This window comes from Mycolicibacterium houstonense, from assembly GCF_900078665.2.
In the GTDB taxonomy this organism is placed as follows: Bacteria; Actinomycetota; Actinomycetes; order Mycobacteriales; family Mycobacteriaceae; genus Mycobacterium; species Mycobacterium houstonense.
The window spans coordinates 923,841-938,215 of sequence record NZ_LT546207.1 but is presented as its reverse complement, the minus strand read 5'-3'; the positions used below and the strand labels follow the sequence as shown (position 1 = coordinate 938,215).

Genomic DNA, 14,375 nt, shown 5'->3' with positions numbered 1-14,375 from the left:
CCGAATGAGGGTGCGTATGGATCAGTACCGCCGCGGGGATTTCGTGTTCGACGTCCTCGATGCCGGTCCCGCCGACGGTCCTGTGGTCGTCCTGCTGCACGGCTTCCCACAACAGAATTCCAGCTGGCTGCCGATCATCTCGATCCTCACCGAGCACGGTTACCGCTGCCTGGCTCCGAACCAGCGCGGGTATTCGCCCCGGGCAAGGCCCGCTCGCCGCCGCGACTACCGCGCCGCGGAATTGGTCAAGGACGCCCTCGCGCTGATCGATGCGAGCGGTGCCGATCGGGTCCATCTCGTCGGGCACGACTGGGGCGCGGCCGTGGCCTGGGGCCTGGCTGGGCACGCTCCCGAGCGGCTGGCATCGCTGACTGCTCTGTCGGTGCCCCACCCGATGGCGTTCCTGCGAGCGATGGTCACCAGCCGACAGGGTCTGGCGTCGTGGTACATGTACGTCAACCAACTACCGCGGCTGTCCGAGCGGCTCATGCTCGGGCGCGACGGCAACGGCAGGGCCATGGTGAAAGCGCTGATCCGCAGCGGCCTGCCGCCCGAGGCGGCCGAGCGCGACGCGCGACACATGGCCGAGCCCGGGGCCCTGACTGCCGCGCTCAACTGGTATCGGGCCATGCCACTGAACCGGTCGGGCCCGGGGTCGTCGCCGCCGAAGATCACTGTGCCGACCCTGTATGTCTGGAGCGACCGCGACATCGCGATCACCGCCAAACCGGCGCACGACACCGCGCGATACGTGACCGGACCGTACCGGTTCGAGGTCCTCGGTGGGGCCTCGCACTGGATCCCGGAGGAGAAGCCGGCCGAGGTCGCGGAGATGATGGTGCAATGGATCGGCGACCATCCCGTCTGAGCGGAAGTGTGACCAGGTGCTGACCCTGGGAGTGTTGCCTGGAGACGGTATCGGACCCGAAATCGTGGCCTCGGCCATCCAGGTGGCCGAACAGGCGTTGAGCGGTGTCTCGGTCGGCGTGCAGTGGCGCGAGCTGCCCTTCGGGCGGTCGGCGATCGCCGAGTTCGGTACTCCGCTGCCGGAGTCGACGCTCGCCGCACTGTCCGGGCTCGCCGGATGGATCCTCGGTCCGCACGACAACGCCGGCTACCCCGACCGGTTCCGGGGCACACTGTCGCCCGGAGGTGCGATCCGCAAGCACTTCAACCTGTTCGCCAATATCCGGCCGGCGCGTGCCCTCAGTGAATCGGTCACCGCAGTGTGCCCGGAACTCGATGTGGTCATCGTCCGGGAGAACACCGAAGGTTTCTACGCCGACCGCAATATGTACGACGGCGCGGGCGAATTCATGCCGACTCCCGACGTCGCGCTCGCGGTGGCGGTGTTCACCCGGTCAGCCGCCGAGCGGATCGCCCATGAGGCGTTCCGGCTGGCGTCGACCAGGCGAAAGTCGGTGACTGTCGCACACAAGGCCAATGTGCTGGCCAAGACCACCGGGCTGTTCCGCGACGCGTGTCTGACAGTGGCGGCGCACTACCCGGATGTCGACGTCCGTGGCGAGCACATCGACGCCCTGGCTGCGCGACTGGTCAGCCATCCCGGCTCCTTCGACGTGATCGTGGCCGAGAACATGTTCGGCGACATCCTGTCCGACCTGGCGGGCCAGCTGAGCGGCTCACTCGGGATGGCTCCGTCAGTGAACGCCTCCCACACCCACGCGATGGCCCAAGCCGCGCACGGGTCCGCCCCCGACATCGCCGGACGCGATATCGCCAACCCGGTCGCGATGATCCTGTCGACCGCGATGCTGCTGCGGTGGCTTGCCGACCGCGACGGCGGTACGCCTGCGCTGCGGGTTGCCGCGCAACGCATCGAAGAGGCCGTACGACGCACCCTCGACGCCGGCGTGGGCACGGCCGACATCGGCGGTGGGGCCTCGACCTCCTCATTCACCGAGCACGTCGTCGCCGCCCTGCCGCAGGCGTAGCCCCGTGTGGCAGCCCGCGACGGTCGAAAGCCATAATCGACAAACGTCAAGATGAGCTAACGATCGGAGCGGACGTGGCCAGGACCGAAACCAGCCGGTCCGCCTCTCCCACCCGCGAGTCGGTTCCGCGGCCCGGTGTGCTGATCGCGGGACTCAGCCTGGTGGCACTCACCGTGGCGATCCTGCAGACCGCGGTGGTCCCCGTCCTGGGAATCATCGCCCAACAGCTCAACACCACGTCGGTAGCGGTCAGCTGGGCCGTGACCGCCAATCTGCTGGCCGCCGCAGCCACCACACCGCTGATCGGGCGACTGGCCGATATCCACAGCAAGAAGCACGTGCTGCTCGGTGTGCTGGCGGTCGTGCTGGCCGGCTCGGTGCTGGCCGCCGTCACGGCGTCGGTACCGCTGTTGGTGGTGGCGCGCGTTCTCCAGGGCGCCTCGTATGCGCTCTACCCGATCAGCATCGCGATCCTGCGCGAGGAGCTTGCCGAGGACCGGTTGGTGGGAGCGATGTCGGTGCTGTCGGGGACGCTGGGGTTCGGCGGCGGTGTCGGCCTGGTCGTCACCGGGCTGCTGATGTCCGGCGACGCCGGCTACCACCGGGTTTTCTGGCTCACCACGGCCTTCACCGTCGTGGTGATCGCGGTCGCGGTGGCCGTCGTTCCGCACCGGCGGCCGGACGCACGCGGTGCGATCGACTGGCTGGGTGCCCTCGGGCTGGCAATCGGTCTGTCGTCGGTGTTGCTGGCGATCACGCAGGGGAACTCCTGGGGATGGCGGCATCCCGGCACCATAGGGTTCCTGATCGGCGGAGTGGGTGTGCTGCTCGGCTGGTGGTGGTGGGAACGGCGCGCCACCGATCCGCTGGTCTCGACCACGATGCTGGCCCGCCGCCCCATCCTGCTGACGAACCTGGCCACGATCCTGGTCGGGATGGGCCTGTACTTCGCCTTCCTCGGTCTCACGCAGTTCGTGCAGACGTCGCGCCAGACCGCCGGTTACGGATTCGGGGCCAGTGTGCTGCAGGCCAGCGTGTACTTCCTGTTGCCCGGGGCGCTCACCGGTTTCGTCGTGGCACTGATCAGCGGCCGGTACATCGACCGGTATGGCGCCCGCCGCGTGTTGATCGTGGCCGCGGTGGCCGGTATCGCGGGGTTCGTGATGCTCGCGGTCGCCCACGATCGGCCTTGGCAGGTCGTTTTGGCGGGTGTCTTGGCCAACGCTTACATCAGCCTGGGCTACGGCGCCTTGCCCGCACTTGTCGTCAGTGAGGTCGATGCCGGTGAGACGGGTATCGCCACGAGCATGAACGCCATCGCGCGAACCATCGGCAGTTCGGTAGCGGCGGCGATCGTTGCGGTGCTCCTCGGGCATCGCCTGGTGCCGTCCGAGGTCAGCTTCGTGACAATCTTCGTCGCCGGCGCGGTGACCGCCGCGTTGGCGATGACGCTGATCGCCGTGTCCCGCGCGCCGGACCGCCATCGCGAGTCGGTGCGCGCGCTGTCCGAGTCGCGCGCGATGAACCACGAGTGGGGCTGATTCCTCCAGTCACCGGTTTTTCTGCCGGGACACCCCGCTGAACTGCGAAACTTGAGCCCGCCGGGCACCGCCGCCCGAGGTCGGACCGATCACGCCATCGGTGGTTGCTCAACTATGGAACAAGCAGCAAAAGCGCCACTGGACGAAGGAATCCATTGTAAAAATGTTAAATCGTTGCGGAATCCCTTGCGCAGACCGAGGGAATCCGCGATTGTTTACCGACAGCTGCCACGGCTGCACCGGAGGAGGAGACCGCTGACCGGCCCAGATATCACCGCCGTCGACAAACCGACGGGACAGGACGGCGCGCCGCGCGACAGCGGCACGCCCGTCATCGAGATCGACCATGTCACGAAGCGGTTCGCCGACTACGTGGCAGTCGCCGACGCGGACTTCTCGATCGCGCAGGGCGAGTTCTTCTCGATGCTCGGTCCCTCAGGCTGCGGGAAGACGACCACGCTGCGCATGATCGCCGGATTCGAGAGCCCCACCGAGGGCGCGATCCGGCTCGAGGGAGTCGACGTCTCCCGCGTGCCACCGCACAAGCGCAACGTCAACACCGTCTTCCAGCACTATGCGCTGTTCCCGCACATGACCGTATGGGACAACGTGGCCTACGGACCGCGCAGCATGAAGAAGGAAAAATCCGAGATCAAACGCAGCGTCGACGAGCTGCTGGAAATCGTGCGGCTCACCGACTTCGCCAAGCGCAAGCCGGGCCAGCTGTCCGGTGGCCAGCAACAGCGGGTGGCGCTGGCTCGCGCGTTGGTCAACTACCCCAGCGCGCTGCTGCTCGACGAGCCGCTCGGCGCCCTTGACCTCAAGCTGCGTCATGCCATGCAGTTCGAACTCAAGCGCATCCAGCGCGAGGTCGGCATCACCTTCATCTATGTCACCCACGATCAGGAAGAGGCGCTCACGATGAGCGACCGGATCGCGGTGATGAACAACGGAAACGTCGAACAGATCGGCAGCCCCACCGAGATCTACGACCGCCCGGCAACGGTGTTCGTCGCCAGTTTCATCGGCCAGGCCAACCTGTGGCCCGGCCGGCAGACGGGCCGGGCGAATCGGGACTTCGTCGAAATCGATGTGCTCGGAACGACGCTCAAGGCCAAGCCCGGCGACACCACGATCGAACCGGGCGGTCACGCCACGTTGATGATTCGCCCTGAGCGGGTGCGGGTTTCACTGGATCAGCCCACCGGCGACGTGGCGACGGTGGCAGCGACGGTCAAGGATCTGACCTTCCAGGGACCGGTCCTCCGGCTTTCCCTTGCCGCACCGGATGATTCGGTGATCATCGCCCATGTCGGTCCCGAACAGGACCTGCCCATGCTGCGTCCCGGCGACCCCGTACACGTCAGTTGGTCGCCGGAGGCTTCGCGGGTGCTTCCGGCCGCAGACATCCCGACCACCGAAGATCTCGAGGAGATGCTCGACGACGCCTAGACAGGCTCCGCCACTCCCCCCTTCATCGACGACCGCGCCCGAATCCACCGAAAGGCCGCACATGCCCGAGAACACCGACCCCCGCCTGCTTGCCCGGCTCGCTTCCAACCGCACCTCACGTCGCCGGTTCCTGGGCGGCGGCGCCGCAGCAGCAGCCGCACTGGCACTGGGACCCTCCGTCCTGGCCGCTTGCGGCTCGGGCGAGAATTCCAGTGCCCCAGCCACTTCGGCAGCACCCGATGACGGTTCACCGGCGAGCGGCCTGCTGCGAATCTCCAACTGGCCGCTCTACATGGCCGGAGGATTCGTAGCGGCATTCCAGACCGCCTCTGGCCTGACGGTCGACTACAAGGAAGACTTCAACGACAACGAGCAGTGGTTCGCGAAGGTCAAGGAACCGTTGGCCCGCAAGCAGGACGTGGGTGCCGACCTGGTGGTGCCCACCGAGTTCATGGCCGCCCGGCTCAACGGCCTCAAGTGGCTCAACGAGATCAGCGAGACCCGTGTCCCCAACAAGAAGAACCTGCGCCAGGACCTGTTGAACTCGAAGGTCGATCCGGGCCGCAAGGTGACTGCGCCGTACATGACCGGCATGGTCGGCCTGGCCTACAACCGCGCCGCCACCGGACGCGACATCACCAAGATCGAGGACCTGTGGGACCCGGCGTTCAAGGGTCGGGTCAGCTTGTTCTCCGACGTCCAGGACGGCCTGGGCATGATCATGCAGTGGCAGGGCAACTCCGTCGAGGAACCGTCCACCGAAGCCGTCCAGAAGGCCGTCGACTTCGTCCGCGAGCAGAAGGACAAGGGACAGATCCGCAGGTTCACCGGCAATGACTACGCCGACGACCTCGCGGCCGGCAATATCGCTGTCGCGCAGGCATATTCCGGCGACGTGGTCCAGCTTCAGGCCGACAACCCCGACCTGAAGTTCGTGGTGCCGGAATCCGGCGGCGACTGGTTCATCGACACCATGGTGATTCCCTACACCACGCAGAACCAGAAGGCCGCCGAGGCCTGGATCGACTACGTCTACGACCGGGCCAACTACGCCAAGCTGATCGCCTTTACCCAGTTCGTGCCCGTGCTGTCGGATATGACCGACGAGCTGAACAAGATCGATCCGGCCATCGCAAGCAACCCCCTGATCAATCCGCCCGCATCGATGTCGGACAACCTGAAATCGTGGGCTGCGCTGACCGACGAGCAGACCAAGGAGTTCAACGACCTCTACGCCGCAGTGACCGGGGGCTGAACGCGTGGCAGGAGTAGCCACCAGTAGCCGGCAGCGGAGCAAGGTCGCTCCGTATCTGATGATCCTGCCTGCCCTGGTGTATCTCGCGGTCTTCTTCGTGGTGCCGTTCTTCTCGCTGGCCCGCACCTCGTTGTCGACGTCAGGTGGTTCGGTGTACCTGCCGACATTGGAGTTCGACTGGAACTTCGGCAACTACCTGCACGCCTTCAGCGAGTACCAGGATCAAATCCTGCGGACATTCGGCTACGCCTTGGTGGCGACGGTGCTGTGCGCGCTGCTGGCCTTCCCACTGGCCTACGTCATCGCGTTCAAGGCAGGCCGATACAAGAACCTGATCCTCGGCCTGGTGATCCTCCCGTTCTTCGTGACGTTCCTGATCCGCACCATCGCGTGGAAGACCATCCTGGCCGACGACGGCTGGGTGGTCAGCACGCTCGGTGCCATCGGACTGTTGCCCAGCGAGGGGCGTCTGCTGTCGACGAGTTGGGCAGTCATAGGCGGGCTCACCTACAACTGGATCATCTTCATGATCCTGCCGCTGTACGTGAGCCTGGAGAAGATCGATCCCCGGTTGATCGAGGCCTCCAAGGACCTCTATTCGTCGAACACCCGCAGTTTCACGAAAGTCATTCTGCCGCTGTCGATGCCGGGGGTGCTGGCCGGAAGCATGCTGGTCTTCATCCCGGCGGCCGGTGACTTCATCAACGCCGACTACCTGGGCAGTACGCAGACCACGATGATCGGCAACGTGATCCAGAAGCAGTTCCTGGTGGTCAAGGACTATCCCGCGGCCGCCGCGCTGAGCATGGTGTTGATGGCGATCATCCTGGTGGGTGTGCTGCTCTACACCCGGGCTTTGGGTACGGAGGATCTGGTATGACCACCCAGGCCATGACCGAGGCGCTGGAACAGCCCAAACCCACAGTCGTCAAGGGCTCCCCCAGGTGGGGCGATCTGATGCTGCGACTGGTGGCCGGGCTGGTGCTGCTGTACCTGTTCCTGCCGATCTTCGTGATCGTGCTGTTCTCGTTCAACAAGCCCGCAGGCAAGTTCAACTACACCTGGCAGGGATTCACCCTCGAGAACTGGGCGGACCCGTTCAAATACCCGGCGCTGACCGAGGCGCTCAAGTTGAGCCTGAACGTCGCCGCGGTGTCTACCGGCGTCGCCCTGGTATTGGGCACGCTGGTGGCGATCGCTCTGGTGCGCCAACGATTCCGCGGCCAGAAGGCGGTCGACACCTTCCTGGTGCTGCCACTCACCGCCCCCGAGGTGGTGATGGGTGCCTCGCTGCTGACACTGTTCCTCGATCTGGGCTGGGCCACCGGCTACACCACGATCGTGTTGGCCCACATCGCCTTCCAGGTGAGCTTCATCGCGATGACGGTTCGGGCGCGGGTGCGCGGCTTCGACTGGACGCTCGAGGACGCCTCGATGGATCTCGGCGCCAGCCCCACCCGGACATTCTTCAGGGTGACCCTGCCGCTGATCGTTCCCGGCATCGTGGCCGCGGCGATGCTGTCGTTCGCATTGTCACTGGACGACTTCATCATCACGTATTTCGTCAGTGGCTCCGCCGTCACGTATCCGCTGTACGTCAATGCGGCGGTCAAAGCCGCGGTACCCCCGCAGATCAACGTGCTGGCCACGGCGATCCTGGTGGTGAGCCTGCTGCTGCTGATGGCCGGAACGCTCTACCGGCGCAAGCGCATCGACGTCTGACGGTCAGGGTTCGTCGAGCCGCACCGTGACGGCCACCTTGCCCTGGCCGTCACGGTGGGCGACCGCGTGGCCCGTGCGGTCCTTGCCGTCCAGGTTCACCAAGGTGACCGGACCGCCTTCGCCGAGGAAGTTGCGCCACCAGTTCTTGTTGTCCGGTGTCATCACGTTGATGGTCACCTTCGTGCCGTCGAGCCGCACCGAAACCGGCGTCTCGAAAGTCCGGCCCGACCGGCGCCCGGTATAGCGGATCACCACCACTCCGTGGCCGATCAGCCGGTCGAGCACGGGTAGCCGGGACAGGCCGACCGCTGCCGCATTGAACCAGTGGACGACTGGGGAATTGAAGATTCCGCGTGCCATTGGCCCCAGGGTAGCCAGTTCAGCCGATCTCGGCCGGGACCGGCGGAGTACGCGCTCCGGTGCGCGCCGCGCCGATGCCCGCCGCCACCACGAGGCAGATGCCGACCACGGCGGCGGGGTTCGGCACCTGACGCAGCATGACCAGACCCACCAACATCGCGAAGGCCGGCTCCAGCGCCATCAGCGTGCCGAACGCCGCGGTGCTCAGATAGCGCAGCGCCGACATCTCGAGGGCGAACGGAACCACGGGCAACAGGATCGCCAGCCCCACGCCGATCAACAGCAACTGCGGTGTCAACTGGCCGAACACCGACGGTCCGACGGCCACGGTGCCGACCAGACCGGCGACCGGCATGGACACCGCAAGGCCCTTGATGCCGGCCACCTCGTCGCCGACCCGCTGAGTCAACAGGATGTAGCAAGCCCAGCACAGCGCGGCGCCCAGCGCGTAGATCACGCCGAGGAGATCGACGTGGCCCGACCACGGTTCGGTGAGCAGCACCACGCCGGCGGCCGCCAACCCTGGCCACAGGATTCGACTCCGGCCCTTGCCGTGTGCGACCGCAACCCCGAGGGGGCCGAGGAATTCCAGCGCGCTGGCCGTGCCGAGCGGGATCCGGGACAGTGCGGCCATGAACAGGATCGTGACACCGGCAGTGACGACGCCGAGCGCGACGCAGGTCCAGAATGCGGACTTGGTGAACGCCGAGGGACGCGGGCGCACGATCACCAGCATCAGAACGCCGGCCCATGCCAGGCGCAACCATGCGGCGCCCTCGGCACCGATGTCGTCGATCAGGCCGACGGCGACCGCAAGGCCGATCTGCACGCACAGCATCGACGCCATGGCCATCAACGCACCGGTGCGCGCCGGATGCCCGGTCTTGGTCACGAGCTATTGCCCTCGGACACAACGTTGCTGCCGAAGTGGGAATAGGTGGTGCCTCGGGCGTACCCGACGACCTCGGCGATGCTCTCGCGAGCGGCACCGTCAAACTCTTTGCGCGCGAACCTCTCCTCGGCAGCAGCCAGCAGGACGTTGCGGGCGTGCTGCAAGCGGCGTTGCGTCGTCCAGCGTTCGGCCATGGGCCCCATCCTGTCAAACGTTAGCCAGCGCCCGTCACGGCACCACCGCAACACCGAGATGCTGACCGGCTATGAAGGAGTAGACATCTCGGAGTGAAGTTCGCTCACTGCTCACGGTGCTGACACCTTCCGATGCCACGGTGTCCACGTGCGAGGCGAAACGAGCCGGATATCCGCGGCCGAACGGTTCCACCGTTTTTGTGTGCTGGTCGTGCGCAAGCTGCCCGCGCCGCTGAATTCCGCAGTACCACCGACATTCCTCGGCTTCGTGCTGATAAACACCTTCACCTTCGGTGTCGATCTGACCATCCTGACCGTCCTGCACGGTGGATTCCGCGTGCCGCTTCCCGTTGCGGTGACGGTCGGATACGCCGGTGCCTTCGGTTTGGCCTACTACCTCAACCGAACCATGAACTTCCGCTCCCATGCGGCCGTCGGCCCCCAGCTGATGGTGTACGTGGCGGTGGTGATCGTGAACTACCTGGCGTTCATCCTGGGGGTGTCGAGCGGGCTGGCCGCTCTGGGACTGGAGTACCACCTGGCCCGGATCGTTGCGGGCGGCTGCGAGGCGATCTACATGTACAGCGCGATGCGGTGGGTGGTATTCCGCCGCTGACCTGCGCCGACCCTCAACGCGGCACGACGAAGTCCATCAGAACCTCGGTCACCGCCGCGATCGCCGACCGCGGGATCACCTCATAGCCGTGGGTACTCAGCGTCGGCAGGCACAGCAACCCGGCCCGGGGCGACAAGCCGGCCGCCTTGGTGTGCGACGCATCGGACTCGAACGCGCCGAGCACCGCGGCCTGCGGTGTGTGGCCAAGGTCGCGCGCGATCGCGCACAACCGATCGGCGACGGCCTTGTCGTACACACACTGCGCGTCGCTGTACGCCACGATCGGCCCACCCGTCACCGTGGTGCCGTATTCGGCCTCTGTCGGCCCGACTTCCACGGCGAGAGTGGTATCGCCCGGCAGCGTGCGGCAGGCATGCGCAGCCCCGACTCCGCCGACCTCTTCATTCGTGGTAAACACCAGATAGAGGTCGCCGGCCGGTCTCCGGCCGGTCGTGTGGATCTGACGAGCCAGGAGCAACAGAGTCAGCACCGCGGCGCGATCGTCCATGAAGTAGCAGCCCAGATAATCGCCGACCTCGATGAGTTCGCGCTTGCTGCGGTCGATGCACACCCGGGTGCCCGGCCCGATTCCCGATTTCGCCAGCTGGTCGGGCTCCAGACCGGTGAACACGTAAACGTCCGGCCAGTCCAGTGCCTTGTCGCCCTGATCCGGTTTCGTCCGCCAGATGCGCTCCGTCTCTTGCGTGGTGTGCTCTGACCCCAATGCCAGGACACCGCAGAGGGTTTCGTCATCTCCGAGGATTGCGACCGGTCCCAGGCCGAAATTCGCCGGATACATCGTGCCGAGCGGCGTCAATCGCAGGGTGCCGTCGGGCTCCACCCGTTTGACGAGCATCGACAGTTCGTCGAGATGGGCGAGGACCCTGACGGCGGGCGACGCGGGGTCCGAACCGCCGAAGGTGGCGACGAGATTTCCGGCGGCATCGGTCCAGAGCTCGTCGGCGTAGGGTCCGAGCTCGCGACGACAGATATCGCGGACCGCGTCTTCCTGGCCGCACGGGCCGTACGCCCTCAGCAGCTCCTGCAGCAGCTCACCCTCGAGATCGTCGCCCCATTCCGCCATCCGGGCTGAGTTGCCGGTACCGCGGCTACGGAAACCTCCGGGCCCTGCACGGCAGGTCACCGCGGTGCGGTGCGCTCCGGGAACGGATCGTTGGCGAAATCGATCTGAGCTGCCGGATTGCTGATGGCTGTGATCAGTCCGGTGCCGAACGCTCCTGCACTGTCGAACAGCGTGGACGCGCCGACCGCGACGCCGTCGGAGGCCCAATGGGAATCGGCCTGCACACCGATCCAATCGTCGCCGGGCAGCCGGGACAGCGCCACGGTGAGGTCGCCGTTGATGTAGCCGACGCCCGCGGTGCCGAGATTGGTCACCAGGCTCGTGCCCTCGGCCGCCATCGCCGCCCGCACGAACGGCGAGTTCTCTCGGTCTTGCACCACGGTGATGGTCCGGTTCATGAACCGCTTGCGGGACGCGTTCTGATGGTCGGCGATCGCACGGCCCCAACCACCGGCGTCACTGCCCATGTAGGTGGTGCGGCCACCGTCGAGCGTCGGCGGCGGCTCGAAGCTGGTCGGAGCGATCCACTCTTCGCCACGCGGCGGGGCACTCAACCGATACTGCACGAGCGTCGCGCGCGCCACCGTCACCCCGTCCTGCACCAGCTCGCACTCGGAGTTGCGAACCCGGCGGCCATCCCGGATCAGCGCCACCTTCGTCGTGGTGGGCAACCCGCGGGCAGCCTTGAACAGGTCGACGGTCAACCGGGCCGGCAGGAATTCGGGCAGTCCGAACGCGGTCTCCAGCGCGGTGGCGGCCAGACCCACCAGGGCCGGACCGTTCAGATGGTCCTCACCCCAGTGGCTCTGGGCGAAGCGGGTCGGCTGGAACCGGTCCTGCTCGGACTGCACGAAATGGGCGACAACCTCGGTCATCGGCGAATCGTCGCATATGGGCTAACTAAATCCACCGGCGGGATCACGAACCGTGGCGAATCCTCAGCCACGCCTGTTGGCGCCGGATGAACTCGGCATCCACCACGGCGCCATGCCCCGGAACGAACAACGCATCGTCGCCGCCTGCGGCCAGTACCGCCTCCAACGTGGCCGGCCAGGACGCCAGATCGGAATCGGCGTCGATCACCGGATCCCCCGACTGCTCGACGAGATCACCGCAGAACACGACCGTGGGTTCCGTCGGTACCGTCACGATCAGATCGTGGGTGGTGTGGCCGCGGCCGGGATGCCGGATCACCACGGCGCGATCACCGAGATCGATGACGCCGCCGTACACCGGGCGCGCCGGCGCCGATATCGCGGCGATCGCGCTGTCGACCTCAGCGACGTCGGCGCCGTGGTGGATCGCGTCGGCGCGCAGGCGAATCCGGTCCGACGACATGGTTGCCGCAACCTCAGGCGCGCAGTGGATTTCGGCACCACGAAACCACGACGCCCCGAGAATATGGTCGAAATGGTTGTGAGTCAGCGCGATATGAGCGACACGATGTCCGGTGAGGGCCGCGACATCTGACTCGATGCCGCGAGCCTCGGACAAGGTGGTGCCGGAATCGATCAGCATGGCGCAGGCACTGCCGCCGACCAGTCCGACCGTCACATCCAGAAAGGGCAACCGGGTGCGCCACACGCTTGGCCCCAGCGATTCCCAGAGGTAGTTCACTGCCCGAGGGTCAGCGATTGCACGGTCCGGTACCGGTCGACCACCCACGGCGTGGTGTCGGCGCGGTAGGTGGTCCCGCCACCGGAACCCCACTTCGGCGGGGCATCGTGTCCGCCCAGGGTCCACGCCGCCTGCCGAGCCGCCCCCAGGGCCACATACTCGCCGGGCGACGGGACGTCGACCGGTCGTCCCCAGATCGCCGGCGCCAGGCTGCGCACGGCCTCCGACCGGGCTCCCCCACCGATCAGGGTGATGTGGTCGATCGGTATGCCGTGATCGACGATCTTGTCGATGCAGTAGGCCATCGATGCCAGCAGGCCCTCGACCGCGGCCCGGGCCACGTTGGCCGAGTTGAAGTTCCGGGTCGTGATGCCGTGCAGCGCGCCGCGAGAGCTCGGCAGGTTCGGGGAACGCTCACCTTCGAGGTACGGCACCAGCACCAACCCCTCGGCCCCCGGCTGCGCCGACAGTGCCAAGCGGTCGAACTCGGTGAAATCGACCTGCAGCATGGCGGCGGTGGCGGCCAGCACCGGAGCGCCGTTGAGAGTGCACACCAGTGGCAGCTGCCGGCCGGTGGCATCGGCGAAGCCGGCCACGATTCCCTCGGTGTCGTGGGCCACCGCGTCACCCACCGCGCTGACGACACCTGAGGTTCCGAGCGAGACAATGCAATCGCCGGGACCGGCCCCGAGGCCCAGCGCGGCCGCCGCGTTGTCGCCGGCGCCGNCGAGGACCGAGTGTCGTTCCACAGCAGGGCATCCCGGACCACATCGCCCGTGTCATCGATACACACCATGCCGTGCTGCTGCGCTCCGACCGACACCGCGTCGACGTCGTCGAGACCGCCTATCGCGGCGACGGTGTTCTGCAACGCATCCCACCACCGCGCGGGGTCGATCTCGGTACCGTCGGGATGCGGCGACGACGCCGAGCGCAGCACCGCTCCGGATGCCGCATCGCAGACGACGATCTTGCACGATTGCGTCGACGAGTCGATGCCGGCCACGAGACTCACGACTGCGAAGCTACACCCGGATACCGGGTCTGGCGGCCGTGCAAACAAGGCGTGCACAGCACGGTGGTCCTCGGGTCGGTTGTGCCGGTCGACGTTCCCGCACCGCACAGGTTTGCCCCGGCGGGCTCGGGGAACTACTACCCCATGTTGATCAGACGAATCGCCCGCCCCATGTTGTCTGCCACGTTCATCGCCCGCGGTGTCGAGACCCTGCGGGACCCCACTGCCGCTACCGAGACGGCACGCAGCACGCTCGGCGCGATGAGTGCGATGCCCGGGCCCGTTGGCGCCAACGTGCCGACCGATGCCCGCACGGTGGCACGCGTGAACGCCGCGGTGCAGGTGGCCGGTGGTCTTCTGCTGGCGGCCGGNTACTTCGTCGGTCTCGAAGTGGCGACGGGAGCGACACCGGGCAAGAAGCTGCTCGGTCTGGCGGTGCACGGTGCGGGCAACACACCCAAGCCGACGGCCAAGGAGTCGGCGATCCGCAACGCGTTCACCCTGTTTCCGATCATCCCGTTCGTGGGCGGCCTCCTGGGCATCATCGCGATGATCGTTATCGCGGTGACCATCAGCGCCAGCGCGACCAAGCAAGGCAAGCACGACGAGCTCGCCGGCGGCACCCAGGTGGTCCGAGGCTGAAAACCGTTGCGTGAGGTGCCGTTCGACAAC

General features: G+C 66.6%; 15 protein-coding genes and 1 pseudogene. 9 read left to right on the top strand and 7 right to left on the bottom strand.

The genetic code is table 11. The annotated features are described in order from the left end of the window. The first annotated feature begins 16 nt into the window (after nucleotides 1-16). From BN4332_RS04640 to BN4332_RS04610, 7 genes are all read left to right on the top strand, one after another. A complete protein-coding gene (locus BN4332_RS04640; RefSeq protein WP_066897387.1) occupies nucleotides 17-868 on the top strand; it encodes an alpha/beta fold hydrolase in 852 nt (283 codons plus the stop codon). 16 nt (nucleotides 869-884) lie between these two features. Continuing rightward, on the top strand, nucleotides 885-1,955 hold the full coding sequence (locus BN4332_RS04635; RefSeq protein ID WP_066897386.1) for an isocitrate/isopropylmalate dehydrogenase family protein: 1,071 nt from the start codon (nucleotides 885-887) through the stop codon (nucleotides 1,953-1,955). A gap of 74 nt (nucleotides 1,956-2,029) precedes the next feature. Then, nucleotides 2,030-3,496, top strand: coding sequence for an MFS transporter (locus tag BN4332_RS04630; protein WP_066897385.1), 1,467 nt, complete (start codon nucleotides 2,030-2,032; stop codon nucleotides 3,494-3,496). A gap of 270 nt (nucleotides 3,497-3,766) precedes the next feature. Then, complete coding sequence (locus BN4332_RS04625) at nucleotides 3,767-4,948, top strand: ABC transporter ATP-binding protein (RefSeq protein WP_084459178.1); 1,182 nt, start codon at nucleotides 3,767-3,769, stop codon at nucleotides 4,946-4,948. A 61-nt stretch (nucleotides 4,949-5,009) separates the two neighbouring features. Beyond that, complete coding sequence (locus BN4332_RS04620) at nucleotides 5,010-6,203, top strand: polyamine ABC transporter substrate-binding protein (RefSeq protein WP_066897384.1); 1,194 nt, start codon at nucleotides 5,010-5,012, stop codon at nucleotides 6,201-6,203. Nucleotides 6,204-6,207: 4 nt separating this feature from the next. Continuing rightward, entirely contained in the window at nucleotides 6,208-7,083 is an 876-nt protein-coding gene (locus tag BN4332_RS04615) for an ABC transporter permease (RefSeq protein ID WP_066897383.1), read from the top strand. Beyond that, nucleotides 7,080-7,925 carry an ABC transporter permease gene (locus BN4332_RS04610; protein WP_066897382.1) on the top strand — a complete coding sequence of 282 codons (846 nt, stop codon included), beginning with the start codon at nucleotides 7,080-7,082 and terminating at the stop codon, nucleotides 7,923-7,925. Before BN4332_RS04615 ends, BN4332_RS04610 begins: the two co-directional genes overlap by 4 nt. Before the next feature lie 3 nt (nucleotides 7,926-7,928). On the opposite strand, the gene BN4332_RS04605 is transcribed toward BN4332_RS04610, so the two are convergent. From BN4332_RS04605 to BN4332_RS04595, 3 genes are read right to left on the bottom strand one after another with little or no spacing between them, the layout of a single operon-like run. Then, entirely contained in the window at nucleotides 7,929-8,285 is a 357-nt protein-coding gene (locus BN4332_RS04605) for a hypothetical protein (protein WP_066897381.1), read from the bottom strand. Nucleotides 8,286-8,304: 19 nt separating this feature from the next. Then, entirely contained in the window at nucleotides 8,305-9,138 is an 834-nt protein-coding gene (locus tag BN4332_RS04600) for an EamA family transporter (protein ID WP_066897479.1), read from the bottom strand. A 35-nt stretch (nucleotides 9,139-9,173) separates the two neighbouring features. Next, the gene (locus BN4332_RS04595; RefSeq protein ID WP_066897380.1) at nucleotides 9,174-9,371 is read right to left on the bottom strand and encodes a TetR family transcriptional regulator; all 198 of its coding nucleotides are present in this window, start codon (nucleotides 9,369-9,371) and stop codon (nucleotides 9,174-9,176) included. 148 nt (nucleotides 9,372-9,519) lie between these two features. Here BN4332_RS04595 and BN4332_RS04590 point away from each other — a divergent pair, with 148 nt between their 5' ends. After that, nucleotides 9,520-9,987: a GtrA family protein gene (locus tag BN4332_RS04590; RefSeq protein WP_066897379.1), complete on the top strand. Its 468-nt coding sequence runs from the start codon at nucleotides 9,520-9,522 to the stop codon at nucleotides 9,985-9,987. 13 nt (nucleotides 9,988-10,000) lie between these two features. On the opposite strand, the gene BN4332_RS04585 is transcribed toward BN4332_RS04590, so the two are convergent. The 4 genes and pseudogenes from BN4332_RS04585 to BN4332_RS04570 form a co-directional block, all read right to left on the bottom strand. After that, nucleotides 10,001-11,071, bottom strand: coding sequence for a M20/M25/M40 family metallo-hydrolase (locus BN4332_RS04585; RefSeq protein ID WP_066897378.1), 1,071 nt, complete (start codon nucleotides 11,069-11,071; stop codon nucleotides 10,001-10,003). Nucleotides 11,072-11,127: 56 nt separating this feature from the next. Next, nucleotides 11,128-11,946, bottom strand: coding sequence for an acyl-CoA thioesterase domain-containing protein (locus BN4332_RS04580; protein WP_066897377.1), 819 nt, complete (start codon nucleotides 11,944-11,946; stop codon nucleotides 11,128-11,130). A gap of 43 nt (nucleotides 11,947-11,989) precedes the next feature. Next, on the bottom strand, nucleotides 11,990-12,688 hold the full coding sequence (locus tag BN4332_RS04575) for an MBL fold metallo-hydrolase (RefSeq protein ID WP_066897376.1): 699 nt from the start codon (nucleotides 12,686-12,688) through the stop codon (nucleotides 11,990-11,992). Then, nucleotides 12,685-13,703 (bottom strand): annotated as a pseudogene (locus BN4332_RS04570) (FGGY-family carbohydrate kinase). Before BN4332_RS04570 ends, BN4332_RS04575 begins: the two are co-directional and overlap by 4 nt. Between BN4332_RS04570 and BN4332_RS35365 the strand changes: the two are divergent. Continuing rightward, nucleotides 13,602-14,345 (top strand): RDD family protein, encoded by a 744-nt coding sequence (locus BN4332_RS35365; protein ID WP_435405147.1) that lies wholly within the window; start codon nucleotides 13,602-13,604, stop codon nucleotides 14,343-14,345. The pseudogene BN4332_RS04570 and the gene BN4332_RS35365 overlap by 102 nt on opposite strands. Nucleotides 14,346-14,375 lie beyond the last annotated feature (30 nt).